The 25,753-nt window shown below is 59.9% G+C and carries 22 protein-coding genes and 1 riboswitch; of the genes, 8 read left to right on the top strand and 14 right to left on the bottom strand.

Going from position 1 to position 25,753, the window contains the following annotated elements:
• Positions 1–519 precede the first annotated feature (519 nt).
• The 3 genes from cpdA to ACYZT8_RS02175 form a co-directional block, all read right to left on the bottom strand.
• Entirely contained in the window at positions 520–1,335 is an 816-nt protein-coding gene (cpdA, locus tag ACYZT8_RS02185; protein WP_461978876.1) for a 3',5'-cyclic-AMP phosphodiesterase, read from the bottom strand.
• A gap of 98 nt (positions 1,336–1,433) precedes the next feature.
• A complete protein-coding gene (locus tag ACYZT8_RS02180) occupies positions 1,434–1,886 on the bottom strand; it encodes a DUF1249 domain-containing protein (RefSeq protein WP_131058783.1) in 453 nt (150 codons plus the stop codon).
• On the bottom strand, positions 1,877–2,494 hold the full coding sequence (locus ACYZT8_RS02175) for an NUDIX domain-containing protein (RefSeq protein ID WP_131058782.1): 618 nt from the start codon (positions 2,492–2,494) through the stop codon (positions 1,877–1,879). Before ACYZT8_RS02175 ends, ACYZT8_RS02180 begins: the two co-directional genes overlap by 10 nt.
• A 227-nt stretch (positions 2,495–2,721) precedes the next feature.
• Between ACYZT8_RS02175 and ACYZT8_RS02170 the strand changes: the two genes are divergently transcribed.
• On the top strand, positions 2,722–3,468 hold the full coding sequence (locus ACYZT8_RS02170; protein ID WP_461978874.1) for an RsiV family protein: 747 nt from the start codon (positions 2,722–2,724) through the stop codon (positions 3,466–3,468).
• Here the strand turns inward: ACYZT8_RS02170 and cytX are convergent.
• Together cytX and thiC are read right to left on the bottom strand one after the other, a co-directional pair.
• The gene (cytX, locus tag ACYZT8_RS02165; RefSeq protein ID WP_461978872.1) at positions 3,437–4,729 is read right to left on the bottom strand and encodes a putative hydroxymethylpyrimidine transporter CytX; all 1,293 of its coding nucleotides are present in this window, start codon (positions 4,727–4,729) and stop codon (positions 3,437–3,439) included. The two genes, ACYZT8_RS02170 and cytX, sit on opposite strands and share 32 nt — an antisense overlap.
• Before the next feature lie 68 nt (positions 4,730–4,797).
• Positions 4,798–6,687, bottom strand: a complete 1,890-nt coding sequence (gene thiC, locus ACYZT8_RS02160; RefSeq protein ID WP_416740561.1) for a phosphomethylpyrimidine synthase ThiC — start codon at positions 6,685–6,687, stop codon at positions 4,798–4,800.
• A 168-nt stretch (positions 6,688–6,855) separates the two neighbouring features.
• Positions 6,856–6,961, bottom strand: a riboswitch (TPP riboswitch).
• Between the two features lie 192 nt (positions 6,962–7,153).
• On the opposite strand from thiC, the gene ACYZT8_RS02155 reads away from it, so the two are divergent.
• The gene (locus ACYZT8_RS02155) at positions 7,154–8,593 is read left to right on the top strand and encodes a TolC family outer membrane protein (RefSeq protein ID WP_461978869.1); all 1,440 of its coding nucleotides are present in this window, start codon (positions 7,154–7,156) and stop codon (positions 8,591–8,593) included.
• Positions 8,594–8,733: 140 nt separating this feature from the next.
• Here ACYZT8_RS02155 and waaA read toward each other — a convergent pair whose 3' ends face one another.
• Both waaA and ACYZT8_RS02145 read right to left on the bottom strand, forming a co-directional pair.
• Positions 8,734–10,008, bottom strand: coding sequence for a lipid IV(A) 3-deoxy-D-manno-octulosonic acid transferase (gene waaA / locus ACYZT8_RS02150; RefSeq protein WP_461978867.1), 1,275 nt, complete (start codon positions 10,006–10,008; stop codon positions 8,734–8,736).
• The gene (locus ACYZT8_RS02145; RefSeq protein ID WP_461978865.1) at positions 10,001–10,921 is read right to left on the bottom strand and encodes a LysR family transcriptional regulator; all 921 of its coding nucleotides are present in this window, start codon (positions 10,919–10,921) and stop codon (positions 10,001–10,003) included. The genes waaA and ACYZT8_RS02145 overlap by 8 nt, the downstream gene beginning before the upstream one ends.
• A gap of 103 nt (positions 10,922–11,024) precedes the next feature.
• On the opposite strand from ACYZT8_RS02145, the gene ACYZT8_RS02140 reads away from it, so the two are divergent.
• The 4 genes from ACYZT8_RS02140 to ACYZT8_RS02125 all read left to right on the top strand — a co-directional run bounded on the left by ACYZT8_RS02140 (position 11,025) and on the right by ACYZT8_RS02125 (position 14,522).
• Positions 11,025–11,357 (top strand): DMT family transporter, encoded by a 333-nt coding sequence (locus ACYZT8_RS02140; protein ID WP_008027887.1) that lies wholly within the window; start codon positions 11,025–11,027, stop codon positions 11,355–11,357.
• 179 nt (positions 11,358–11,536) lie between these two features.
• A complete protein-coding gene (locus tag ACYZT8_RS02135; protein WP_461978863.1) occupies positions 11,537–12,712 on the top strand; it encodes an NAD(P)/FAD-dependent oxidoreductase in 1,176 nt (391 codons plus the stop codon).
• On the top strand, positions 12,709–13,521 hold the full coding sequence (locus ACYZT8_RS02130) for an aldo/keto reductase (protein WP_461978861.1): 813 nt from the start codon (positions 12,709–12,711) through the stop codon (positions 13,519–13,521). The genes ACYZT8_RS02135 and ACYZT8_RS02130 overlap by 4 nt, the downstream gene beginning before the upstream one ends.
• A gap of 32 nt (positions 13,522–13,553) precedes the next feature.
• Complete coding sequence (locus ACYZT8_RS02125) at positions 13,554–14,522, top strand: metal ABC transporter ATPase (protein ID WP_461978859.1); 969 nt, start codon at positions 13,554–13,556, stop codon at positions 14,520–14,522.
• Positions 14,523–14,641: 119 nt separating this feature from the next.
• On the opposite strand, the gene hldE is transcribed toward ACYZT8_RS02125, so the two are convergent.
• The 3 genes from hldE to ACYZT8_RS02110 all read right to left on the bottom strand — a co-directional run bounded on the left by hldE (position 14,642) and on the right by ACYZT8_RS02110 (position 18,324).
• The gene (gene hldE / locus ACYZT8_RS02120; protein ID WP_461978857.1) at positions 14,642–16,066 is read right to left on the bottom strand and encodes a bifunctional D-glycero-beta-D-manno-heptose-7-phosphate kinase/D-glycero-beta-D-manno-heptose 1-phosphate adenylyltransferase HldE; all 1,425 of its coding nucleotides are present in this window, start codon (positions 16,064–16,066) and stop codon (positions 14,642–14,644) included.
• 173 nt (positions 16,067–16,239) lie between these two features.
• Positions 16,240–18,042: a lipid A export permease/ATP-binding protein MsbA gene (gene msbA / locus ACYZT8_RS02115; RefSeq protein WP_461978855.1), complete on the bottom strand. Its 1,803-nt coding sequence runs from the start codon at positions 18,040–18,042 to the stop codon at positions 16,240–16,242.
• Between the two features lie 33 nt (positions 18,043–18,075).
• Positions 18,076–18,324, bottom strand: a complete 249-nt coding sequence (locus tag ACYZT8_RS02110) for a hypothetical protein (protein WP_461978853.1) — start codon at positions 18,322–18,324, stop codon at positions 18,076–18,078.
• Between ACYZT8_RS02110 and ACYZT8_RS02105 the strand changes: the two genes are divergently transcribed.
• Both ACYZT8_RS02105 and ACYZT8_RS02100 read left to right on the top strand, forming a co-directional pair.
• Positions 18,319–20,061, top strand: coding sequence for an O-antigen ligase family protein (locus ACYZT8_RS02105; protein WP_461978851.1), 1,743 nt, complete (start codon positions 18,319–18,321; stop codon positions 20,059–20,061). The two genes, ACYZT8_RS02110 and ACYZT8_RS02105, sit on opposite strands and share 6 nt — an antisense overlap.
• Complete coding sequence (locus ACYZT8_RS02100) at positions 20,061–21,278, top strand: acyltransferase family protein (RefSeq protein ID WP_461978849.1); 1,218 nt, start codon at positions 20,061–20,063, stop codon at positions 21,276–21,278. The genes ACYZT8_RS02105 and ACYZT8_RS02100 overlap by 1 nt, the downstream gene beginning before the upstream one ends.
• 64 nt (positions 21,279–21,342) lie before the next feature.
• Here the strand turns inward: ACYZT8_RS02100 and ACYZT8_RS02095 are convergent, their stop codons facing one another.
• The 4 genes from ACYZT8_RS02095 to ACYZT8_RS02080 are packed head-to-tail and all read right to left on the bottom strand — an operon-like array spanning position 21,343 to position 25,746.
• Entirely contained in the window at positions 21,343–22,227 is an 885-nt protein-coding gene (locus ACYZT8_RS02095) for a glycosyltransferase (protein WP_461956855.1), read from the bottom strand.
• The gene (locus ACYZT8_RS02090) at positions 22,224–23,378 is read right to left on the bottom strand and encodes a glycosyltransferase family 4 protein (RefSeq protein WP_461978847.1); all 1,155 of its coding nucleotides are present in this window, start codon (positions 23,376–23,378) and stop codon (positions 22,224–22,226) included. The genes ACYZT8_RS02095 and ACYZT8_RS02090 overlap by 4 nt, the downstream gene beginning before the upstream one ends.
• Entirely contained in the window at positions 23,375–24,259 is an 885-nt protein-coding gene (locus ACYZT8_RS02085; RefSeq protein WP_461978845.1) for a DUF6625 family protein, read from the bottom strand. Before ACYZT8_RS02085 ends, ACYZT8_RS02090 begins: the two co-directional genes overlap by 4 nt.
• Positions 24,260–24,312: 53 nt before the next feature.
• Positions 24,313–25,746: a PIG-L deacetylase family protein gene (locus ACYZT8_RS02080; protein ID WP_461978843.1), complete on the bottom strand. Its 1,434-nt coding sequence runs from the start codon at positions 25,744–25,746 to the stop codon at positions 24,313–24,315.
• Positions 25,747–25,753: the final 7 nt, after the last annotated feature.

The following is a 25,753-nucleotide window of genomic DNA, read 5'->3' as shown; positions in this document are numbered from 1 at the left end:
GTCGGCTGTCAGGCCGCCACCGCTGGCAGGCCAGCTCCCACAGTGGATTGGGTACATCAGCAAGATATTGGTCGGCTGTCAGGCCGTCTTCGCGGGCAAGCCTCGCTCCTACAAAGGATCGGCGTACGCGCTTCGCTTTTCACCACTCAATAGGCCGAGCGTTAGCTCGCCTGCTTTTGATCTTGATCCACCCGCCCCTTTCGGGAGGCTGAGTGGAGGTGTTCATCCGGGGAGTGGCGCGTAGCGCCGTTCGACGCAGTCGAACACGCTGCATGTAGGTCGTCGCGAAGCAGACCGGAGGGCAGTGTCCCCGGATGGATACCGGAGCGAAGGAACGCCGAGCCTAAGCGAGGGGCCGGACGCTTGGGGCGAGCCTTTTTTTGCTTACTTTTTTTTGGCGTTTGAAAAAAAAGTGAGTCGCCGTAAGGGCGAAACCGCCAGCCGCCGTTACCGCAGAAATGGATATGTACTCAGTCCGCAAGAGCTTGGTCGGCCCATAGGCCGCCAAGATCGCAACCGTCAGTAACCGTCAGAACCGTAATCAACCTGGAAATCAAACCCGGCAACCCGCTCAACGCCAGTTTCAATGAGGCCATCAGGCAACAACCGCAACCACCGATACCCCGGCGCCTGCTCCCCAACCTTGAAATCATCACTCCCCGGCTCAAACTGAATGCAAGTCGAAGGCGAAGCAATCAACCGCACCCCATTGCGATCCTGATCAATCTCCTGATGCACATGCCCCCACAACACCGCGCGCACCTGCGGAAAGCGATCCAGCACCGCAAACAAGGCTTCTGGATTGCGCAAGCCAATGGGCTCCATCCACGCACACCCAATCGACACCGGATGATGGTGAAAACACACCAAATGATGCCGCTCAGGCGCCTCACTCAGCGAACGAGCCAACAACTGCAACTGCTCATCCTGCAAATACCCCGGCACCGACCCCGGCACCGCCGAATCCAGCAAAGTAACCCGCCAGTTACCAACATCCACCACTGGCTCCAGCAACGCGCTTTGCACAGCAGCTTCGGCCATGATCTGCGGTTCATCGTGATTGCCAGGAATCCAGCGCGCCGGCGCATCAAGCTGCCGGGTCAGGTCACGAAACAGCTGATAAGACTCCAGCGTCCCGTCCTGAGACAAATCACCGCTGGCAACGATCAGATCAATCTGCGGCTGCTGTACGCGCACCAGCTCAATGACCTTTTGCAGACTGTCCCGGGTATTCATGCCCAGCAACGTCCCGTCCGCTTCGGCAAACAGATGACTGTCGGACAGTTGCACCAGCAACGCCGAATCGGCGGTGGTCAATGTGGATACGCTCGGCAAGGCGTTCTCCCAGGCTGAATCACGGGATTGGATGAGTGCCGCAATTATGCTGGGGGACGATCAAAAGGGGAAACCTGTGAACCTGACGCAGTTCACATCTATCGAACGACGGCGTACTCATGCCCACATGCCAGGCAATGGCTCAGCCATTCACCCAGGAACATATTCAACTGGGCCTTTTCGTCCGGCTGATGCATCGAGGCATTCGGGTAAGGATAGACGCCGCGAAAGCGTCGCGCATGTTCGGCGCTGACCACTTCGGCCATGCACGCATCGTGATAGACCTGCACTTCCAGTTGCGGCACCGGCAGCCACGGCAGGCTGTGTTCCTGGCGTACTTGCAGGGTCGTGGTGTACGGACAGACCTGCAGCACTTCGAGGGCCAGCACGCCGAGCATCTGGTCGCCGTGGGTCACGGCAATGCGCCGAGCCTCCGGTTCATTGCGCATGTCCGGCAGCAGTCGCATCAGGCGCGCGTAGTTCGCCTCGCAAGCGGCTTGCAGCCCGACGAGATCCACCCGATAGCGATCGCGCAACTTGTTTACGACCATAGCCCCCTCACTTCAGCGCGGTTCAAAGCTAACCATTGCAAGGCAATGATGCTGGCCGCGTTGGCAATTCGTCCGTCGCGTACGGCCTGCAGGGCATCTTCGAATGCCCAGACCGTGACGCGGATATCTTCTGCTTCTTCCTCCAGCCCATGCAGGCCGCCGACTCCTGTGCTGTCGCAACGCCCCAGGTACAAATGCACAAATTCGTTGCTGCCGCCCGGCGATGGAAAGTATTTGGTCATCGGCCAGAGCGCCCCGAACACAAGCCCAGCTTCCTCCTGCGCTTCGCGGTGAGCAACTTCTTCCGGTACTTCATCCTTGTCGATCAGACCGGCGACCAGCTCGATCAGCCACGGATTGTCGGTCTTGCCCATGGCGCCGACGCGAAACTGCTCGATCAGCACCACTTCATCGCGCTGCGGATCGTACGGCAGCACGCACACCGCATCGTGACGGACAAACACTTCACGATTGATCTCGCGACTCATGCCACCGGCAAACAATTCATGACGCAAGTGCACACGATCGAGCTTGTAGAAGCCCTCGTAGCACTTTTCGCGCCGAACGATATCGACGGCGGTCGGAATGGCGTTGGCAAAATCAGTCATGACAATCCTCTTTACTGCAAATCCGTTACGAGGCTCCTTTTTGTTACGTGCAACCTCGACTTCGCGCCATCCTAACGCGCTCGCGCCGTTTGATGCAGCCCCTTTCCGTCAGCGAGATAGACGGTGGGGGCGAAACCAACTCTAATTAGCTTAGTGGCGAACTGACTGCTTCGTTGAGAGTCGAAGCGGATAACTTTTTGCCTTTCCCAGTTTTATGAAGGACACCCATGTCACTTTTTAAAATCGCCTCCGTGGCCGTAATCGCCCTGACCCTGGGCGCCTGCCAGAGTTTGTTCCAACCCAACTACCGGGCGCCGCTGGAAACGACCCGCGACGCATCAGAACAGCTGAAACCGGGTTGCACGACACCTGACTGCCCGCTGGTGAACATCGATACGCTGCGCTTCCCTGCAGAACCGCAGTTGGACGGCATTATCGAAAAACGCTTGCTGCAAATGACCCGCACCTCGCCCGACGCCCCTGCGGCACCGACGCTGGCGGCCTATCGCGATGAGTTTTTGCGCACCGCCGGTCCGCGCAACAGCAGCTACCTGCAAGCCAAAGTACGTGAGCAGCATGACGGCTTGGTGATCGTCGAGTTTTCCAGCTACCTGGACACCGGCGGCGCCCATGGCACACCGGGTCGCAGCTTCATCAACTATTCGCGCCAGCAGCATAAAGTGCTGACCTTGTCCGATATGTTGGTGCCGGGGCAGGAAGAGGCGTTCTGGAAAGCCGCGCAAGTGGCGCACAACAGCTGGCTGATCAGCACCAAGCTCGATCAGGAACCGGAGTTCCTGAAGGAATGGCATTTCCAGAAAACCCAGAACGTGGCGCTGACCTACGGCGGGGTGATCCTCAAGTACGAAACCAGCACCATCGCGCCTTACGCGCTGGGCCACGTCGAACTGAAGATCCCCTACCCGCGCCTGAACGGCATTCTCAAGCCCGAGCTGTTTCCCGGCCGTAACTGAAGGCCCGGCCCAGCACCAGCTGGAGCAACCCTGCCAGAATCAACGACGGCAGGGTTGCGCCGATGTCCGGATACAGATTGGCCAGCAAGTGATAAGTGCTCACCCCGCCCAACCAGGCGAGCAGCGCCGGCCAGCGCAATGCGGCTGACGCCACCTGAGCACTGCGTTTACGCAGGATGAAGTGATCCACCAGCACCACGCCGAACAGCGGCGCAAACACCGAGCCGATCAACAGCAGAAAGTTTTGATACTGAGCCAACGGTGCCAGGCAGGCGATCAGCGTGCAGATCACGCCAATCGCCAATGCCAGGTGCTCGACTTTCAAGCGCAACAGAATCCCGCTGGAAACCGCCGCCGAGTGAATGTCGGCGAAGGCGTTTTCCGACTCGTCGAGCAAAATCAGCAACAGCGGAATCCCCAGACCGGCACCCGCCAATGCCAACAGCAAGGCATTCACTTCACCACTCGGCGCGAACGCCAGGGTGTAAGCCACGCCGAGGCTCATCAGCCAGAAGTTACCGATAAAGAAACCAATCGCCGTGCCGCCGAACACGTTTTTCGCACGCTTGCCGAAACGTGAGTAGTCGGCAATCAGCGGTAGCCACGACAGCGGCATCGCAATGGCAATGTCGAAGCCCACGGCGAACGGCATCGAACCGTCACCGGCCTGCGCCCACAATGCAGCCAGATCGGCTTTGGCGAACAGGTTCCAGGTCAGCCAGATGCACGCGGCCAGCAGCAGCCAGATGCCCCATTTGCGCAGTATCTGCCGCACGAACGTCAACGGACCGCTGACGGCCAGCAAGGTCGCCAATGCACCGAAGAACAAGGTCCAGAGCAGCGGATTCGACAGCAGACTGCCTTCGCTGAACGCACGAGCGCCGAGCAGGCTGGCGGCGTCGCGCATCACGATGATTTCGAACGAGCCCCAGCCGATCAGTTGCAGCAGGTTCAGCACGGCCGGCAGGCTCGCGCCGCGTTTGCCGAGGCTGAGCTTGAGCGCGGCCATCGACGACAGGCCGGTGTCGCTGCCAATCACGCCGACGGCGGCCAGCAGCAGAACGCCGACCAGTGTGCCGAAGAAGATGGCCAGCAACGAGCCGGACAGGCCCAGACCTGGCGCGAGCAGTGCGCCGGTCTGCAGCACCATCAGGCCGATGCCGAGGGAGAACCACAGGGAAAACAGATCGCGACCGCCGAAGACACGTTTGTCTGTGGGCACCGCGATGTCAGGGGAGTAAGTGCTCGGTTGAATGCTCAAGGGTGTTATCTCAGAGGGACATTTGTTGTGATCGTTCCCACGCTCCGCGTGGGAACGATCAGTACGGATCAAACTTTCTTGTACAGCTGACTGCCTTCCTGCTTGAACCGCTCAGCCTGTTCCGCCAATCCCTGGGCGACTTCGGCGTCGACGGTTTCGATGCGCTGGTTGGCCGCGTATTCGCGGACTTCCTGGGTGATTTTCATTGAGCAGAATTTCGGCCCGCACATCGAACAGAAGTGCGCGACCTTGGCCGAATCCTTCGGCAGGGTTTCATCGTGATACGAACGCGCGGTGTCCGGATCAAGGCCCAGGTTGAACTGGTCTTCCCAACGGAATTCAAAGCGCGCCTTGCTCAAGGCATTGTCGCGAATCTGAGCACCCGGATGCCCCTTGGCCAGATCGGCGGCATGGGCGGCGATCTTGTAGGTGATGATCCCGGTTTTCACGTCATCCTTGTTCGGCAGGCCCAAGTGTTCCTTCGGCGTCACGTAGCAAAGCATGGCGCAACCGAACCAGCCGATCATCGCCGCACCGATACCGGAGGTGATGTGGTCGTAGCCCGGCGCGATGTCGGTGGTCAGTGGGCCGAGGGTGTAGAACGGCGCCTCGTCACAGCATTCCAGCTGCTTGTCCATGTTCTCTTTGATCAACTGCATCGGCACGTGGCCCGGGCCTTCGATCATGCATTGCACGTCGTGCTTCCAGGCGATCTTGGTCAGCTCGCCGAGGGTTTCCAGCTCACCGAATTGTGCAGCGTCATTGGCGTCGGCGATCGAGCCAGGACGCAGGCCATCGCCCAGCGAGAAGCTGACGTCGTAGGCCTTCATGATTTCGCAGATGTCTTCGAAATGGGTGTAGAGGAAGTTTTCTTTGTGATGCGCCAGGCACCACTTGGCCATGATCGAACCGCCACGAGAGACGATGCCAGTCACGCGCTTGGCGGTCAGCGGCACGTAGCGCAGCAACACGCCAGCGTGGATGGTGAAGTAGTCGACGCCCTGCTCGGCCTGTTCGATCAGCGTGTCGCGAAACAGCTCCCAGGTCAGGTCTTCGGCGGCGCCGCCGACTTTTTCCAGGGCCTGATAAATCGGCACGGTACCGATCGGCACCGGCGAGTTACGGATGATCCACTCGCGGGTTTCGTGAATGTGTTTGCCGGTGGACAGGTCCATGACCGTGTCCGAACCCCAGCGAATGCCCCAGGTCAGTTTCGCCACTTCTTCTTCGATGGACGAACCCAAAGCGCTGTTGCCGATGTTGCCGTTGATCTTCACCAGGAAGTTACGGCCGATGATCATCGGTTCCAGTTCGGTGTGGTTGATGTTGGCCGGAATGATCGCGCGACCGCGGGCGATCTCGTCACGGACAAACTCGGGGGTGATGATTTTCGGCACGCTGGCGCCGAAGCTGTGACCGGCGTGTTGCTGGTCCAGCAGGCCAGCGGCGCGCGCCACTTCAAGCTTCATGTTTTCGCGGATGGCGACGTATTCCATCTCGGCGGTGATGATGCCTTTGCGGGCGTAGTGCATCTGGCTGACGTTGGCACCGGCCTTGGCGCGGCGTGGGTTGTTCACGTGAGCGAAACGCAGCTTGGTCAGCTCGGCATCGGCGAGGCGTTCCTGGCCGAAGTTGGAACTCAGACCCGGCAGGCGCTCGGTGTCGCCACGGGATTCGATCCACGGCGAACGCACATCGGCCAGGCCTTTGCGCACATCGATGATGACGTTGGGGTCGGTGTACGGGCCCGAGGTGTCGTACACAACGACAGGCGCGTTGATCTCGCCGCCGAAGTCGGTCGGGGTCACGTCGAGGCTGATTTCGCGCATCGGCACAAGGATGTCCGGGCGGGAGCCCTGAACATAGATTTTTTGCGAGCGGGTAAACGGCTGAACCGATTGTTGATCGACTTGGGCCGAGTCACTCAGGTTCGTAGTGTTTTTTAGTTTTATCGTCATCACGGGCTCTCCAGACAGCATCCAGGCAGTGGAATTTTGTCGGAGCGAACCTGTAACGAATGGACGCGACCAATCAGCCATGACAAAGCCGTTGGTGCTGTGCTCAGTGCTCGAGGGGTGTTCGATTGTCGAACAACATCCCGGACGAAGCACAAGAGGACTCGCCGGGTGACGAGAAATCTTGTTCCCTACGCAGGCGCTAACCTGATCAGGTTCAACGGGATCCGAAATTATTCGATCTCAGCCTCATAGCAAGGCACCCCGACAAGAACCCGGCCAGTCTAGACACAACTGGCAAAGAACGCCAACACCGCGGTAAACACCATGATGAATGGCGCAATTACAGGATTGTTGCCGTCGTTGCACACAACTACACTCGCTACGCCGTACCGCGCCTTGACGCTGTAGGGGCCGCGCCGTAGCCTTGGCGCTCAAATTATCAGCGTAATTTTTTAGGGATGGCCACATGCTGCGCAAACTCTCACTGGCCCTTGCCGTGTCTTGTGCGTCCAATGGAATGGCATGGGCAGCAGAAGCGCCCTTATCGACCAAAACCGATCTGGTCAGCGTTTATCAGGAAGCGGTGGATAACAACGCCGACCTGGCGGCTGCCCGCGCTCAATATGGCGCCCAGAAAGAAGTGGTGCCTCAGGCCCGCGCCGGGCTGCTGCCGAACCTGTCGGGCGGCGCCGAACTGAACAATGTGCGCACCTCGATCGATCAGCCTGCGGCCACAATTAACCGCAATGCGCATTCCTACCAGGCAACCCTGGCACAACCGCTGTTCCGCGCCGATCGCTGGTTCCAGTTCCAGGCCGCCAAAGACGTCAACGAACAGGCCGCGCTGCAACTCTCGGCCACCGAACAGAATCTGATTTTGCAAACCGCTGAAAGCTATTTCAACGTGTTGCGCTCCCAGGACACCCTGGCCTCGACCAAGGCTGAAGAAGCGGCGTTCAAGCGTCAGCTCGACCAGTCCAACGAGCGCTTCGATGTCGGCCTGTCGGACAAGACCGATGTGCTGCAATCGCAAGCCAGTTACGACACCGCACGGGCTAACCGGATTGTTGCGCAACGCCAGGTGGATGATGCGTTCGAAGCGCTGATCACTTTGACCAACCGTCAGTACAACTCGATCCAGGGCATCGTCCACACGCTGCCGATCCTGCCGCCAGCACCCAATGATGCCAAGGCCTGGGTCGACACCGCCGCCAAACAGAACCTGAATTTGCTGGCCAGCAACTACGCCGTCAGCGCCGCCGAAGAAACCCTCAAGCAGCGCAAGGCCGGCCATGCGCCGACCCTGGATGCCGTGGCGAAGTACGAAAAAGGTGACAACGACGCCCTGGGGTTCAGCAACCCGAACGCCTTCGGCCCGGCTTACAAGGGCAACGTCGACCAGTCGAGTGTGGGCCTGCAACTGAACATCCCGATCTACAGCGGTGGCTTGATCAACTCCCAGGTGCGTCAGTCGTACGCAGAACTGGATCAGTCCGAGCAACAACGCGAATCCCTGCGCCGGCAAGTGGTGGAAAACACCCGCAATCTGCACCGCGCGGTGAACACCGACGTTGAGCAGGTGCAGGCGCGCAAGCAGTCGATCATCTCCAACCAGAGCGCGGTGGAAGCGACCGAAATCGGTTATCAGGTCGGTACGCGAAACATCGTCGATGTGCTGGATGCCCAGCGTCAGCTGTACACCTCGGTGCGCAACTACAACGACACTCGCTACGACTACATCCTCGACAATCTGCGCTTGAAGCAGGCCGCCGGCACGTTGAATCCGGGGGATTTGCAGGACCTGGCGCGCTGGCTCAAGCCTGACTACAACCCGGACAAGGACTTCCTGCCACCGGACCTGGCCAAGGCCGCGGCGGAACAACTGAAGGCTAAGCCTACGCAATAAAAACCTGTTCTGTGGCGAGGGAGCTTGCTCCCGCTGGGCTGCGAAGCAGCCCCAGCATTCTGCCAATCACATCGCAATTGAAGGTTTCACGACTGCTTCGCAGCCGAGCGGGAGCAAGCTCCCTCGCCACAGGTGTCAAGTCAGTTGATCAACCGCCCCAACCCATCCAGCAACCGCTTTAACGCGCCCTGATTGGTGCGCATCACTTTCAATCCCGCTTCCGCCATTCGTTGCGCATCGCGCGGCAATTCGAACAGCCGCTGCACCGCCAGCGCCAGTCCTTCGGCATCTTCCACCTCCTGCAACGCCCCGGCGCCGCGCAATTGCGCGGCGATTTCGAGGAAGTTGAACAGGTGCGGTCCGCTCAGCACCGGTTTGGCCAACGCCGCCGGTTCCAGCAGGTTATGCCCGCCGTTCGGCACCAGGCTGCCGCCGACAAACGCGCTGTCCGCCAGGGCGTAAAGAAACAGCAACTCACCCATGGTGTCGCCCAGCAACACCGAGGTATTGGCCGTGACCGGCTCGCCGGCGGAACGACGCACCGTGGCAAACCCCTGCTGCTGGCACAGCTCGTACACCGAGTTGAAACGCTCAGGATGACGCGGCACCAGAATCAGCAAGGCATCGGGATGATGGGCGAGCAACTGACGATGGGCCGCCAGCACCACTTCGTCTTCACCTTCGTGGGTACTCGCGGCGATCCACACCGGACGTTCCTGCGCCTGCCACTGCGCGCGCAATTCGGTGGCGCGCAGCAGCAGTTGCGGATCGATCGTCAGATCAAACTTGATCGAGCCGGTCACTTCCACGGTGTCGGCACGCGCACCCAAGTCACGGAAGCGCTGCGCCTCGGCTTCGGTCTGTACCGCGAACAGGCTCATCTCGGCGAGCATCGGCTGGGTGAGTTTTCGGAAGCGGCCATAGCCCTTGGCCGAGCGCTCGGACAATCGTGCATTGGCCAACGCCACCGGAATCCCGCGCTTGGCGCACTGATGGATGTGGTTCGGCCAGAGCTCGGTCTCCATGATCACCGCCAGTTTCGGCTGGACCCGATCAAGGAATCTCGCCGCCGCGCACGGCAAGTCGTAAGGCAAATAGCAGTGCTGGATGCGCGGCTCGTCGGCAAACAGTGCGTGGATGCGCTCCGAACCGGTCGGGGTCATGCAGGTCACGGTAATGGACAGCTGTGGATAACGTTGCAGCAAGGCACGAATCATCGGCGCCGCGGCAATGCTTTCACCCACAGACACCGCGTGCACCCAAATGCCGCCCGATTTCATCACCGGCAAGCCAAGGGAAAAACGCTCGCCAATGCGTTTGGCATACGCCGGCGCCTTGCGCGAACGCAGCCACAGTCGAATCGCTACCAATGGCAGCCCCAAGTAAAACAGCGCGGTGTAGAGAGTTCTATTCATGGCGGCGGAGTTTATCGGTTTTTTCGCCGATCGCCTGCAAGTGCACGGCAAAACGTTCTGCCAGCCAGCGAGCTGCCGGGCCGAGGGGCTCGTCGCGACGCCAGACCAGTTCCACGACCAGCGCCGGCGGGGTCCATTCGCTATCCAGCTCGACCATCAGATCCTGATACGCCGGGTATTGCACCACGTGTCGCGGCAGCCAGGCCCAGCCGAGGCCGCGCACCAGCCATTCAGCCATCACGTAGAAACTGTCGGCCCGCCAGACCTGCGGGCTGGCGGGCTCGCTGCCGGGGTAGACGCTGGACTGCGTGGACATCAGCAGCTGGCGATGCCGCGCCAGTTCCTGACAATCGACCGGCGCCTGTTTCGCCAGAGGATGACCGACGCCGCACACGGTGACCATTTCGACGCTGCCCAGCACCCGACGCTCCAGCGCTTCGGGAATCTGGTCGTGATAAAACAGCAGCCCCAGATCGGCCCGGCGCTCCACCAGTTTGCGCGCCACATCACCTTGGGCAGCGCTGGTCAGCTGCACTTCAAGGCTGGGAAATTTTTCCGCCAGGGCTGCAAAGCTTTCGATGATCGGCTGATAGGGCATCGCCTCATCTTGAGCCACCCGTAAACGCGCTTCCTGACCGCGCATCATCGCCAGCGCCCGGCCATTGAGGCGTTCGCACTGACGCAAGACTTCGCGTGCCTCTTCCAGCAAGGCATTGCCGGCCTCGGTGAGTTTTGGCTGACGACCGCTGCTGCGGTCGAACAGGCTGACGCCCAAGTCCTCTTCCAGCAGCGCAATCGAACTGCTGACCGCCGACTGCGCCTTGCGCTGATCCCGCGCCACGGCGGAAAACGAACGCTGCTCCGCTACGCTGACAAACAAGCGCAGCTGCTCCAGATTCCATTGCATGTTCATGTGCCAACCCATCTTCAGAACAGATAGGTAATGACTTTACCGCATCTGGAGATTCTCTAGAATGCCGAACTCAGACAGCAACACTTCACACGAGGATGCACCTATGACCGCTTACTACTACTTGGCCATTGCCATCTGCGCCGAAGTGATCGCGACCGTTTCGATGAAAGCCGTCAAAGGCTTCAGCACCCCGTTGCCGCTGATTCTGGTGATTGTCGGTTACGGCATTGCCTTCTGGATGCTGACCCTGGTGGTGCGCAGCGTTCCGGTGGGCGTGGCTTACGCGGTGTGGGCCGGCATGGGGATCGTGATGGTCAGCGTCGCGGCACTGTTTATCTACGGCCAGAAACTGGATGTGCCGGCGATGCTGGGGATGGCCTTGATTGTGCTGGGCGTCGTTGTCATCCAGCTCTTCTCCAAAACTGCCGGCCACTAACTGACACCCCAATCCCCTGTGGGAGCGAGCCTGCTCGATGGCGGTGTACCAGTCGACTGAAAGGTTGCCTGACCCACCGCTATCGCGAGCAGGCTCGCTCCCACAGTTTGATCAGCAACAAATCCCCTGTTCGTCGAGTCTGTATACTGCGCCCTCGTCTTGAACACTGAGGTCGCTGCATGCCATCCGTTATTTCCACCGACGTTTTGATTGTCGGCGCTGGTGTCGCCGGCCTCTGGCTGAATGCGCGCCTGCGCCGCCAGGGTTTTTCGACCGTGCTGGTGGAAAGCGCCAGCCTCGGCGGCGGGCAGAGTGTGAAGTCTCAGGGCATCATCCACGGCGGCGCCAAGTACGCGTTGCACGGCGCCCTGACCGGTGCCTCGGAAGCCATCGCCGACATGCCGCGCCGCTGGCGTGAAGCCTTGGCCGGCGACGGCGAGCTGGATTTGTCCGGCGTGCGCCTGCTATCCGAAGCCCATTACCTCTGGTCCCCCGGCACCCTCGCCGGCAACCTCACCAGTTTCTTCGCCAGCAAAGCGGTGCGCGGCCGTGTCGATCAGGTCAAGGGCGACCAATTGCCGCCGGCCCTGCAAGACAAACGCTTCAAGGGCAAGGTCTATCGCTTGGCGGAATTGGTGATCGACGTGCCGAGCCTGATCCAGCGCCTGGCCGATCTGGCCGGTGATGGCCTTCTCGCCGGTCAGAACATCGAACCGTTGCTGGAGGGTGGCGTCCTGGTAGGCCTGAAGGTCGACGAGCGAGAGATCCGCGCCCAGCGCATCGTGCTCAGCGCCGGTGCCGGCACGGCGTCGCTACTCGAAGCACTGGGGCTGAGCAAGCCCGCCATGCAGCGCCGACCGTTGCACATGATCATCGCCAAAGGCCCAAGCCTCAAACCGCTGTATGCCCATTGCCTGGGCGGCGGCACCAAACCGCGCATCACCGTGACCACCCATCCAGCCGCCGATGGCCAATGGGTCTGGTACATGGGCGGCGACATCGCCGAAGCCGAAGGGGTTGCCCGCGAACCTGCCGAACAAATCGCCACCGCGCAGAAAGAGCTTGGCCAATTGCTGCCATGGGTCGACCTGAGCACGGCGCAATGGGCAACCTTGCGCGTGGATCGCGCCGAACCGCTGCAATCGGGGCTGACTCGTCCGGACAATGCATTCCTTGCCGAAGAAGGACGCCTGATGGTCGGCTGGCCGACAAAACTGGCGCTGGCACCGGACTTCGCCGACCGGGTCATCACGTCGCTGCAGCGCGACGGCATCCAGCCGAGCCATCCGGCGCCGCTGCCCGACCTGCCAAAACCACCGATGTGTGTCCCTGCCTGGGAGCAACTGCTGCCATGAGCCAACCGACCCTGCATGAACTGCATCGCCCGCTGGGCAGCACCGGCCTGCGGGTTTCGCCGCTGGGCCTGGGCACGGTCAAGCTTGGCCGCGATCAAGGCGTGAAATACCCCAACGGCTTCCAGATCCCGGGCGATGACGAAGCGCGCATGTTGCTCAAACTCGCGCGCAACATGGGCATCAACCTAATCGATACCGCCCCGGCCTATGGCCGCAGCGAAGAGCGCCTCGGTCCGTTGCTGCGGGGTCAGCGTCAGGAATGGGTGATCGTCAGCAAGGTCGGCGAAGAGTTTGCCGACGGCCAGTCGAGCCACGATTTCAGCGCCGCCCACACCCGACTGTCAGTGGAACGCAGCCTGCAACGCCTCGAAACGGATTTTATCGACCTGGTGCTGGTGCACTCCGACGGCAACGACCTGGCGATCCTCAATGACAGCGAGGTCTACGCGACCCTCGCCGCGCTCAAGGCCGAAGGCAAGATTCGCGGCTTCGGTTTTTCCGGCAAAACCGTCGAAGGGGGTTTGAAGGCTCTGGAACAGGGTGATTGCGCCATGGTCACCTACAATCTGAACGAACAGAGCGAGAAGCCAGTCATTGACTATGCTGCTGCTCACGGTAAAGCCATTCTGGTCAAAAAAGCCCTCGCCAGCGGTCACGTTTGCCTGAGTCCGGGCGTGGACCCAGTGCGCGCCAGCTTTGAGTTGTTGTTTGAACACCCGGGTGTTGCCAGTGCTATTGTCGGGACCATCAATCCGCTGCACCTCGCCCACAACGTCGCGACCGTTGCCCAGGTCCTACGTAGAAACTGATGCCGCCCACGCGGCCTTAAGCAGGAGCCGACATGCCGCGTACGCTCATAAGAAAGAACCCGAGCAACTTCAAGACCCTGCCGTTGTACGTCGAAGCGACTCCCGAAGGCTTGAGTTATCAGAGCGTCGGGATGCCGCTCAATTTCTCCCAGACCCTGCAACGTCGCCGCCCGGTGACGGTGCCCGACACCGAACGGTTCGCTCTGGAACTGGCCAACCTTGGGGTCTCGGTGCGCCTGACCCTGCATTGGCAGAATCGCGATTACTGGGTGTTGGTGCGCCAGCGTCGGCAAGACCGTGGCGATGTGGTGCTCAAGTTGATCTCCGGTTACGTGCCGGCCCATGAGCTGAACCTGCCGCTGCACACGGCGATCCAGGAGATTGCCGAAGAGTGCCTGCTGGAAACCCCGGAAGGCTGGCTCGGTGGACGCTTCAATGACACCTGGCTGCCGGCACCCTACTCTTCCGCACTGCATTATCGCGAGGCATTGCCCTTCCGCCTGACACCATTGTCCGGCTCGGCGCGGCCGGTGCGTTGCGCCAAAATGCAGTTGATCGAACGTCCACGGGCTTACGTGCATTTGCCGACTGCATCGCTGCAATTGATCTATGACTTGCGCCTGGACGTGCCCAAGGAAGCCAAATCCCTGAGCCTGTTTCATGTCGACGAGCGACTGGAAGGTGATCAGTTGGTGGCCCGGCTCGATCGCAAGCGTCCCGATTTGTACTTGATGCCGCTGCAGGACGGCCAGCCGATGGCCGAGCTGTATACCTTGAAAAAGGATCAGCTGTACCCGGCGAGTACACGCGGGTTGTTCCTGGCAGAGAGTTTTGCCCGGCAGGAAGGCTGGCTGGTGCGCGATGAGCGGATTCGCTGGAAAGACTGGGTGCGGCAGCAGGGGTTGAGTCCGCCGGGGAAGGATTCAGGTTTGGCGCGGTTGCGTGGTAAGGCGAAGCAATTGCTGAAGAAAATCGTGCCGCGCAAGAAAGTCAGCTCTTGAACTTGATCGTTCCCACGCTCTGTGTGGGAATGCAGCCTGGGACGCTCCGCGTCCCACAAACGGCGTGACGCAGAGCGTCACTGGAGGCATTCCCACGCGGAGCGTGGGAACGATCAGTGTTACTCGGACTTGCGGATCTTCTCGACAATCGCGGTCGTCGAGCTGTTTGCCACCAGCCCCAGCACTTTCACGGTCCCGCCGTAAGCGGTCACGATGTCTGCGCCGACAACCTGGTCGATCCCGTAATCCCCGCCCTTGACCAACACGTCCGGCTTGACCTCGCTCAGCAGGTTTTCCGGGGTGCCTTCAGGGAAGCTGATGACCCAATCCACTGCGCCCAGACCGGCCAGTACGGCCATGCGACGGTCGACGCTGTTGATCGGACGACCCGGCCCTTTCAGACGGCTGACCGAAGCATCGTCATTCACCGCAACGATCAAACGATCGCCTTGGGCGCGCGCCTGCTCGAGGTAGGTCACGTGGCCGGCATGCAGGATGTCGAAGCAGCCGTTGGTGAAAACGATCTTCTCTTTGTGCGCACGCGCGTCGTCGACCGCCAGCAACAACTGCTCAAGGCCCAGCACACCGCGCTCGGAACCTTCTTCACGCTGGATGGCCCGACGCAGCTCCGGGGCGCTGATCGCCGCTGTACCAAGCTTGCCGACGACGATGCCCGCCGCCAGGTTGGCCAGGGCCACCGCGTGTGGCAGTTCTTCGCCCGCGGCAATCGCGGCCGCCAGCGTGGAAATCACCGTGTCACCGGCACCGGTCACGTCGAATACTTCACGGGCACGGGCCGGCAAGTGCAGCGCCGGATGATCCGGGCGCAGCAAGGTCATGCCGTGCTCGCCACGGGTCACCAGCAGCGCGCCAAGGTCCAGATCGTGCATCAGCTGCGCGCCCTTGGTCGCCAGCTCGTGCTCATCAGTGCAAGCACCGACGATGGTTTCGAACTCGCTGAGGTTCGGCGTAATCAGGCTCGCACCACGGTAGATCGAGAAATCCTTGCCCTTGGGATCGGCCAGCACCGGAATGCCACGGGCACGGGCGGCCTGGATCAGCACCTGATGGTTTTTCAGTGCGCCTTTGCCGTAGTCGGACAGCACCAGCACCTTGATGCCTTCGAGCAATTCGTCGACTTGCGCGCCCAACGCCAACGCGTCAGTGGCGAAAGGTTCTTCGAAGTCGATACGCAACAGTTGCTGGTGACGGCTCATGACCCGCAGCTTGACGATGGTCGGCTGGTGCGCGATGCGCTGGAACAACGCCCGCACGCCTGCGCCCTTGAGGCTATTGGCCAGGCTGTCGGCAGCTTCGTCATCGCCGGTCACGCCGACCAGCGAGGCCGGTGCACCGAGGGCGGCAATGTTCAACGCAACGTTGGCGGCACCGCCCGGGCGGTCCTCGATTTGCTCGACCTTGACTACCGGTACCGGCGCCTCAGGGGAAATCCGTGAGGTACCACCATGCCAGTAACGGTCGAGCATGACATCGCCGACCACCAAGACAGGGGCTTGATCGAATCGCGGCATGGACAACTTCATGGAGCAACCCACATACAAAATGAACAGGGGCGCGATATTACCACAGGGTTGGCGCTGGCTTGTGTGGTGGCTGCAACGGGATGATTCGACAATGAAAAGTGGTCATTTTTTGAGCAGGAATGCCGATAAATGATACAAATCACCGGGCGCATTGCACGCCCGGTGAGCAAGGGTCAGGCGATGTCTTCCGCCGGGGCGTCAAGGCCCATGGCGTTCAGTCGGGAGTAGTAACCGTTGTGCGCCAGGAGTTCGGCATGGGTGCCGCGCTCGACGATCCGGCCCTGATCCATGACCAGAATCAGGTCAGCCTTCTCGATGGTCGACAATCGGTGAGCGATCACCAGGGTGGTCCTGCCTTTCATGACCTGGTCCAGCGCCGCCTGAATATGCCGCTCGGACTCGGTATCGAGGGCCGACGTGGCTTCGTCAAGAATCAGCAACGGAGCGTTCTTCAATAGCGCACGGGCAATCGCCAGGCGCTGGCGTTGACCGCCGGACAGCAACACGCCGTTCTCGCCGACCTGGGTGTCCAGGCCTTCGGGCAACTGCGCGATGAAGTCCATCGCATAGGCGTCTCTCGCCGCTTTTTCGATGTCTTCACGGGGCGCGCCCGCCAGATCGCCATAAGCAATGTTGTTGGCCACGGTGTCGCTGAACAGGGTCACGTGCTGGGTCACCTGGGCGATGTGCTTGCGCAGGTTCAGCAATTTGTATTGCTCCACTTCAACGCCATCGATCAGGATCTCGCCCTTGTCATGGTGATAGAAGCGTGGGATCAGGTTGGCCAGCGTCGACTTGCCGCTGCCCGAACGCCCGACCAGCGCCACCATTTGCCCCGGCTCTACCGAGAAACTGATGTCGTCGAGTACCTGGCGGTCGGTATCGGGGTAGGTGAAGCTCAGGTGGCGCACGTCCAGACGACCGCTGACGGCGTCGCGCTCGACGGTGCCCGTATCGACTTCAGGCGCGACGTCCAACTGCTCGAAGATGCTCTCGGCACCGGCCACGCCTTTCTGGATGGTCGAGCTGACTTCGGACAATTGACGGATCGGTTTGGGCAGCAGGCCGGCCAGGGTGATATAGGCAACCATGTCACCGGCCGACGCATCGCCGCGCAGGTAAAGCACCAGGAACATCAGCACCGCCATGGCGCTGTAGATCACCAGTTGCAGCAACGGCGTGTAGATGGCGCCGGTACGGGTCATGCGCAGTTGCTTGTCGGTGTTGCCCTGGCTGGCCGCGAGGAATCGCTTCTGCTCGAAGACTTCGCCGCCGAAGCTGCGCACCACGCGATAGCCCTGTATGGTTTCCGAGGACACGTGAGTCACGTCGCCCATGGCGGCCTGGATTTTCTTGCTCTGCTTGCGGAATTTCTTGCTCGCGGTGCGCACCATCACGGCGATCAACGGCAGGATCGCAACCATGACCAGGGTCAGTTTCCAGTTCATGAACAGCAGCGAGGCGAACAGGAAGATCACCGTCATGCCTTCACGGATTACGACCTTGATCGCATCCGTGGCCGCCCCGGTGACCATCGTCACGTTGAAGGTGATACGCGAAATCAGATGACCCGAGTTATGCTTGTCGAAATACCGATTAGGCAAAACCAGCAGGTTATTAAACAACTGCACACGCAAATCATGGACCAGCCCGAGGGAAACCTTGGCCAGAAAGTAGTTGCCCAGATAAGATCCCAGCCCCTGCCATGCGGCGATCAGGATGATCAGCAACGGCACCGCCTGCAGCAGTTGCAGGTCGCGCAGGTAAGGCACGGTTGGAAACAGCACCGCCTCGGGGTTGGACAAGCCGTCGACGAAGTATTTCAGGATGTAGCCGAGCATTGGCTGCGTCGAAGCGAAAATCAGAAAACCGACGATGCTGATCAGAAACAGACTGATGTACGGCCGGACATAGCCGAGCAGGCGGAAGTAGATTTTCAAGCTCGAAGGGCTTGCGGAGAGACTGGAGTCGGTCATATCACGCGAATGTCGATAAAAAGGACGCTGACTTTAGCACAGCTTCCTCAGGGTTCTGGCAATCGCATAAAGGCTGTTATTGTTAGGCATCAAATTCAGCATCAAATAGCCATCAACCCGAAATGGCCGATCAACTTCAGGATTGAATCTCTCAGTATGCAACTCAGCGGTTTCAATAGCGTGTCCAATCGAGTCTTCGATTTCATCTGCCTCTGGATTCTTCCAGTCGGCTACCTCCTGCTCCTCTGTGCGCTGTTTTTCCTGCCGGGCCGAAGTTTGCACCACAAGCTTTTTTATGGACTGTTCAGCATTCCAGCTCTGATCGCCCTTTGCCTGCGCCCTCGCGAACTCAAGGAGTTGCTGCGAGAGCCGATCTTCATTGCGGTGCTGCTGTTTGCCGCCTGGGCGCTGATCAGTTTGTGCTGGGGGCCTGGAAGCGAACGTATCGCCGCGCAGTTCAAACCACCGCTCCATACCCTGTTGCTGTTCGCCGGCTGCTACTTACTGGTGCGTTATCGCAGCGAAATCGTCCAGCCTTTGCTGTTCACCGCCGCGATGGTTGGGCTGATCGGAACGGTGTACAACCTCTTCATGTACGCCCGTATCTACGAGCCAGGCTTGCGCCTTATCGGCGGGGGTGCGTTCGATAACCCGCTGCTTGCCTCACACATGTACGGTTTTTTCTGTGCTTACTGGCTGAGTATGAGCATGGTCTGCAAGCGCCAGCAGATGCTTTGGCTGAGCATCCCTGCAATGGCCATCATGTTCGCTGCCGTGATCGCCACCGGTTCCAGAACCCCCCTGGTCGCCCTGACACTGGCCGCGCTGTGGCTGGGCTATATCTGTTGGAATCGCCGTTCCGCTGTATTACTGGGCGCCCTGATCGTCGGCAGTGCGGCCGTGGCGATAATGTTTTCACATATGATCATCGAACGAGGCGATTCCTATCGCATCGAAATCTGGCAGCTGGCCTTGCACAAAATTGCCGATCACCCATGGATCGGTCATGGCTACAACGCCGACCTCACACTCGACCCCGGTATTGGCTACGCCTTGCAGGAGCCTCACAGTTTTGCCTTGGGTGTGCTCTATTACGTCGGTATTTTCGGTTTGTTGCCGTGGTTGTTTTTCCAGGCTCGTGGATTGCTCAACAGCTGGCGCAATCGCGTGCAACCGCTGTTCATCATTGCTTCCACCTGGCTGATTTTCGGCATCGGTGCAGGCTTGACTGAAGGTGGCGGGATCATTTCCCGACCCAAGGAACACTGGTTCCTGCTGTGGATTCCGCTGGCGCTGATCGCCGCGCTAAGCATCAATCAGCGCGCCAAACGTCTATTGGCGATGCCGGTCAAGTCACTGACATTGGCCGCCCTGCACTCGTTGACCGACAACGCGCAGATAATCGAAGCGGATGGTCTGGGCCCAAAAGTCCTGCGTCTGGTCGATGGCAGCTTCCTCAAGCTGTTCCGCCGCCGCCGCTGGTACACTTCGGGCAGTTTCAGCCCCTATTCCGAGCGTTTTGTCGTCAACAGCGAGCAATTGCGCAACATGGGGATTCCAACCCCACAGACTCTTCACTTGTATCGTCTTGGTGACGGCAGCAGCGCTGTGCACTATTCGCCACTGCCAGGCAACACCCTGCGCCAGGTCTTGCAGGGCATTACCGCGCCAGCAGTGCGTGAGGCACTGATAGAACGTTTCGGCAAGTTCATGGCGCAGCTGCATGAGAAAGGCGTGTATTTCCGCTCTCTGCACTTGGGCAATGTGCTGGTGCTGGCAGACGGCGAGTTCGGCTTGATCGATGTCGCTGACATGCGCATCTACCCCTCTTCGTTGAGCCTTTCGCTACGTCAGCGTAATCTTCGCCACATGCAGCGCTACACGGTAGATCGGCGCTGGTTGTTCGAAGATCACTTCGAAGCGCTGCTCCAGGGATACGCCACGACGGCGTCGAAAGCTGCTGTCGATAATTTGCACAGGCAAGTGCTGTCCGGGAGTTCCCCGGCCCGGGCTCATTGATGACTGAAACCAACCCACTCATTGCGCTGGCAGCCTATCTGCTGGCCATCGTAACCGCCGCCCTGTTGCTGCGCGCCGTTCCGAAAATCTCCCGTCACCTGGAGCATTCCGGCGAAAGCCGCTATGCCAGCATTGATGGCCTGCGAGGCTATCTGGCGTTCGGTGTGTTCGTGCACCATTCGATGATTACCTGGATCTTCGTGCGCACCGGCGTTATTGAGTTCCCGCCGAGCAACTTTTACTCGCAGCTTGGCCAGGGCAGCGTCGCGCTGTTTTTCATGATCACCGGTTTTCTGTTCTGGAACCGATTGCTCACCCAGGGACGTCAACACGACTGGCTGGCCTTCGCAGTCTCTCGGGTGTTTCGCCTCTACCCGTTGTACTTGCCGCTGATGCTGATTGTGTTCATCACAGTGTTCTACCTTCAGAACTGGGAGCTCAAAGAGCCCGGCATTCGACTGGTAGGGCAGATCCTGGCCTGGCTGACCTTCGACCGACCGGACGTCAATCAGTACCACCAAACCGGCATGCTGATCTCCAACGTCACCTGGACCCTGGGCTACGAGGTATTTTTCTATCTGGCGCTGCCATTGGCCGGCATGGTCTTCATTTATCGTGGCAGCTGGCTGCAAGTGGTGCTGTGCCTGATCGGCATTTACGCTCTGTACCAGTTGGTCGGTTGGGAGCACTCACTGAAGAAGCACTTTCTGGCGAGTTTCCTGGGCGGCATTGGTGCGGCGTACTGGATACGCCGGCCACACTTGATGGCCTGGGGCCGGACGCGACTGGCGGGAATTATCGCGTTGCTGGCGCTGGCAATTGCCTTTACGGCATTCAACCGCGCGTTCAATCTGCTGCCGCTGCTGCTGCTTTCCTTGTTTTTTGTGATCGTGGCATCGGGAAACACCCTGTTCGGCGCTCTACAACCGCGCAGCATCCGCTGGCTCGGGGAAATCAGCTACAGCACTTATTTGCTGCACGGCTTCGTGCTTTGGGTGATGGTCCAGCGCCTGCCGCTGGTGCTGCACCTGGACGCTCGTGATACCTGGACCTATCTGTCGCTCTTGGCCGTGTGCAGTTGTCTGCTGATCGTTATCAGCAGCTTGACGTTCCTGTACATAGAGAAGCCGGGCATGACGGCCGGCAAGAAGGTCTTGCAATGGCTGCGCCAGGGCAAGATGGCTGACAAGAGCCAGGCCGAAAAGATCGCTCGCTGAAGCTTTCAACGCAGCTTTTGTAGCAGCAGGCTGCGCCAGCGGCTACAGAGATCGTGTTACGGCTTCAGTCTTTTTCCAGCGGCGAGAAGTAAAGCCGCCCCAGACCGCGCCAGGTCTTCTTGTTCCAGGCCTTGAACGGGATCTGCGCCAGCAGTTCGCGGGCCAGCTTGCGATCACGGTTGGCGGTCTTGAGGAACATCGAGCTAAGGAACTTGTAACGCACCTCGTCGTACAGCGGATGATCGCTGAACAGCGCGTAGGAGCGCAGGATGTTGTCGATCATGAAGCGGTGGTTCTTGTAGGAATTGGTGGCGTGCTTGCGATAGCGCGCCATCAGCACATTCAAGCCATCGATAAAGTAACCGGCACGGGTCACCTTCAGCTCGATCAGCAAGTCTTCCAGGCGAATATTCGGATCGAAGCCACCCACCTTGTCCAGCGCTTCCCGGCGGATCATCAGGGTTGGCGCGGGGGGATAAGGTTTGCGTTCCAGGAACATGTCATCGAAGTCCAGACGACGGAACGGCACATCACGGCGCTGACGCTTCTCGGGGTACAGATTGCCGTCGGCGTCGATCAGCTCGATGTTGCCCGCGCAGATACCCACCTCGGGCTTGCCATCCATGTATGCCACCTGCGTCGCAATGCGCTCTGGCAACATGATGTCGTCAGAACCGAACGGCACGATCAGGCTACCGCTGGAGCGAGCGATAGCTCCATTGAGCGTGTTGGTCAGCCCCTGATTCTGCTGAACCCGGAAATCAAAACCGTGCTGCGCCTGCAAGACCTTGATCCGCTCGACGCTGTCATCCTTGGAGCCGTCGTCGACCACCAGGAACTCGATGTTCTTATAGGTCTGGTTGAGGACGCTGAGAATGCTTTCCTCGATGTAGCGAGCGTGGTTATACGACGCGATGATGACGGTTACGAGAGGTTGCGCGTCGCTCATGGTTGTTCCTTGCGGGCCTGTTCCAGGCCGGATTCGATCAAGTTCAGGTACTCCTGGCGGAACACCTCGATGTCATGTTCTTTCTGCAGATAACGGTAGGACTGTTCGCCCTTGGCCTTGAGCTCGTCATCCGACAGCCCGAGGTAGTTATCCAGCGCCGCGATCAGGCTCGGCACGTCCTTCGGTGTAATCGCCAGCCCACCCGCGCCTTCAATCAGCGGCAGCATGGCCGGCACGTTGGAGGCGATCACCGGCAGGTGCCCGCTCATGCCTTCGAGCAACGCCAGCCCCAGGCCTTCAGCCAGGGACGGCATGGTCCAGACGTCGAACGCACGAATGTACTGCAAGGCGATTTCCTTGAAGCCCAGCAGGTGTGCGCGACCGGTCAGGCCCAGGCTATCGATTTCGGCTTTCAGGCGCGAATCTTCGCGACCGGCACCGATGATCGCCAATTGGGTGTTCGGGTACTTGTCCTTGAGGGCGGCAAACGCCTGCAACAGATAGGTGTGACCCTTGATCGGCACCAGGCGACCCAGCGCCCCGATCAAGCGCACCGACGGATCGATGCCCAACAATTCGCGGGCGCGCTCGCGGCTGTGCTGCAAGCCTTCGGCCTGCTCGATGTCGATTGCATTAGTAATGGCGTAAGTATTCTGGTCGGTGAAACCGCAGTCACAGTCCAGCAAATACTGTTTGACCGCTGGCGACACACCGACGAAACGCCAGTGACGGTCGATCAGGCGCTGGGTCTGGCGGCGCCGGTAAAACCGGTCGTACTCACCGAAACCGTGGGAAATGCCGATGCACAACGGGACCTTCAACCAGCGGTTGAGCGTCAGCATCATGTTCACCGGTTTGAAGCGGTTACAAATCACCACGTCGAACTTTTCTGCGCGGCAAAACTTGTACAGCTGCCACATCGCGCGCAGGCGCATGCCCTTGAGAGACTTGTCGGAAAACTCGAAATACACCGAACGGTCGGCCCGGCTCACAGCCTCGCCTGGCCCAGGCTTGCCACGCAGGAATGCCGCAGTGACCTCATAGCGATCACTCGGCAGCGCCTTGACGATCTGCTCCGCGAGGTCGGCAAAATCATGGGCTTTGACGTTGTAGTCAGGCTGCAATTGCAGAACCTTTGACCGTTGACTCATAACTCTCCCCGGTGGAAACCTGTCGCATCGATGACCCAGTCCGGTTCGGCGGCAATACGCCTGACCTCGGCTGGATCGGGTGGAGGCAACCGTGACCACTCGTTGCGTTTCCAGCAAACGAAGTGGAAATACGGAAACCGGCGATCGCCATCGCGATCATTACTCAAACAGCCATTGCGCCAATACCAGCGATGCGGAAAATCATCCGTGCCATCGTGCCACTTGATGCAGCCACCCGGCGTGCTGAACGCCTCAGTGAATTCGCTGCGACGACGCCACGGATTGAACTTGCCCACCAAGGTGAACAAAGGCTCGGGGAAATTCTTGCGCCAGAGGAAGATCCGACTGAATGCGCCCTCGTCCAGTGCGTGGTGCTCCTGATCGGTAAAGCGCTTTCGCCAGTCCTTCATCTGCATGAACAACTCACGTTTGCGGGCGTTGTTGCGCATCAGGCAAAGATGCCCTGCGACCCGTCGCTCGTGAGTCGAGAACAGGTCATAACCGGCCAGCCGATCAGGGGTGAAGTAACTTCGCAGGTCACCATACACCAGATCAATATCGCCGAACCCCCAGAAATCATAGCCTTGCAGGCGGTCGGCATGAATATGCCCCAGTGCCGGCTTGATGTCGCAGAGCTTGTAAGCCGCATCCGGTGCAAAGTCGATATCCAACCGTTGCGACACCAGCGCGCAGTAATCACTGAACGTCATGCACTCGACGGTGACGTTAGGTGGCAGATTCTCAGGCGTGCCGCAGTCGCTGAACAGCAACCAGTCGATATCGGCGTTGCGACGACAACTTTCCAGAAAAAACGGCATCCAGAACGGCCATTGACCGAAGTACGGGATCAGAAAAACAATACGCGGGCGTGGGTTGATCACAGAAGAATCACTGCAGTTGTTTAAGACGCGGCCATGCTAGGCCCGGAAGTGCTTCATTTCTGCTGTCGAGATGTTTCACCATGCTTCAACAGCCATAACAATTCATGACGCCTGACCGCCTTGCGAAAAAATTCGTTCTCGCCATAAACGGGCGGCACTCTACGGGCTAACAGTCGTTGTATCGACCGACGCAAACGTCGCTTGAACGGCATGCGCGGTTGCAGGTCGTGCATCATGCCCAGCGCCATGGCCTTATCACGCTGAAGCTCCAGCGACAGCGGCAGGCAGCAAGGCTGCATCGGCGTCGCCGGGTCGAAGGCCGGCGGCAGCGCAATGCCATGCCCCGCATCGCCCATTGGCCAGCGGTCGTTATCGTGCAGATGATTGGCGTAGCCGAGCAAGGTGGTCGGTTGCCACTCAAGGCCTTTCAAGGCTTCGAGGACCGCTTGCTGGGCGCAGAGATGATCGGGATGCGGATCGAGCGTCGGATGCGGCAGCACGATCACTTCAGGGCGCGCGCGCATCAACAGTTCACGCAGATCGGCCAGCAGGTTATTCCAGGTCGGCGCGCCGTCGGCGTCGCCCGGCAGGGTAAATGGATTCAACTGGCGATAGACGCGGGTGTCGCTCAACTCGGCTTCACGCGACCCCATCGGTTGCGTCGGTGCGGCCTGCATCGCCGCCAGTTGCAGGCAGAAATACCCCAACTGCACGCAATGCGCTTCAGGCACACCCGCCCAACGCGGCACAGCGATGCTGTCCCAGGCGCGCAAACGGCCCTTGAGTCGGGCGGCCTCGACTTTGCTCAGGCCGATCTGCTGATAATGCTCGGCTTCGATTTCACCGGCGGTGAGGGTAACGATCCAGGCTTCATCGGCCTGGCTGTACAAACCATAGGCAGCCAGTTCGGCGTCGTCGGCGTGGGGCGCGATCACCATCACTCGCTGGCGGCGATAATCCGGTTGTTCGAACGCCCACAGCACGGGCTCGCCGAGCAGCCGGCAGAAACGCCCGCGCAGCCGTAACTCACCCCGCGACAGCACTTGCGACTGACCACTGAGGTTCAGATAACGCAGGCCGTTTACGCCACGCTCGAACGTTTGCCGGTCGGGATTCTCGCCACCCGCCAACTCGACCACCGGATCGATAAAGCGACCCAGCCAGGTGCTTTTTATCCGCAGCGCCAATACCAGCGTGGCGTCGTCGACCAGCATGACCCCCTCGTCCAGCCGCAAACGCTCCCCGTCCAGGTGAACCTTGGGTTTTTGGGTGTACGGCGGAAAACTGTATTGGTAATCGTCTTTCGGCGAATAGAACAAATGGTCGGCAAACCACGCCTCGTGGGCAATCCAGCCCAGCACCGCGAGCATCAGCGGCAACCACCAGGCCACCAGCACGCCGATGGCAATCAGCAGCATCAGCGCGATCAACAGGCCGATCCGTTTGTTGCGCCGATGGCGCTTGAGCAGTTGCTGTTTGCGGCTCATGGGTTCA

It is taken from the genome of Pseudomonas sp. LB3P93 (genome assembly GCF_054898025.1).
The sequence above is the reverse complement of the archived record's forward strand: the minus strand, read 5'-3'. Positions and strand labels throughout refer to the sequence as shown.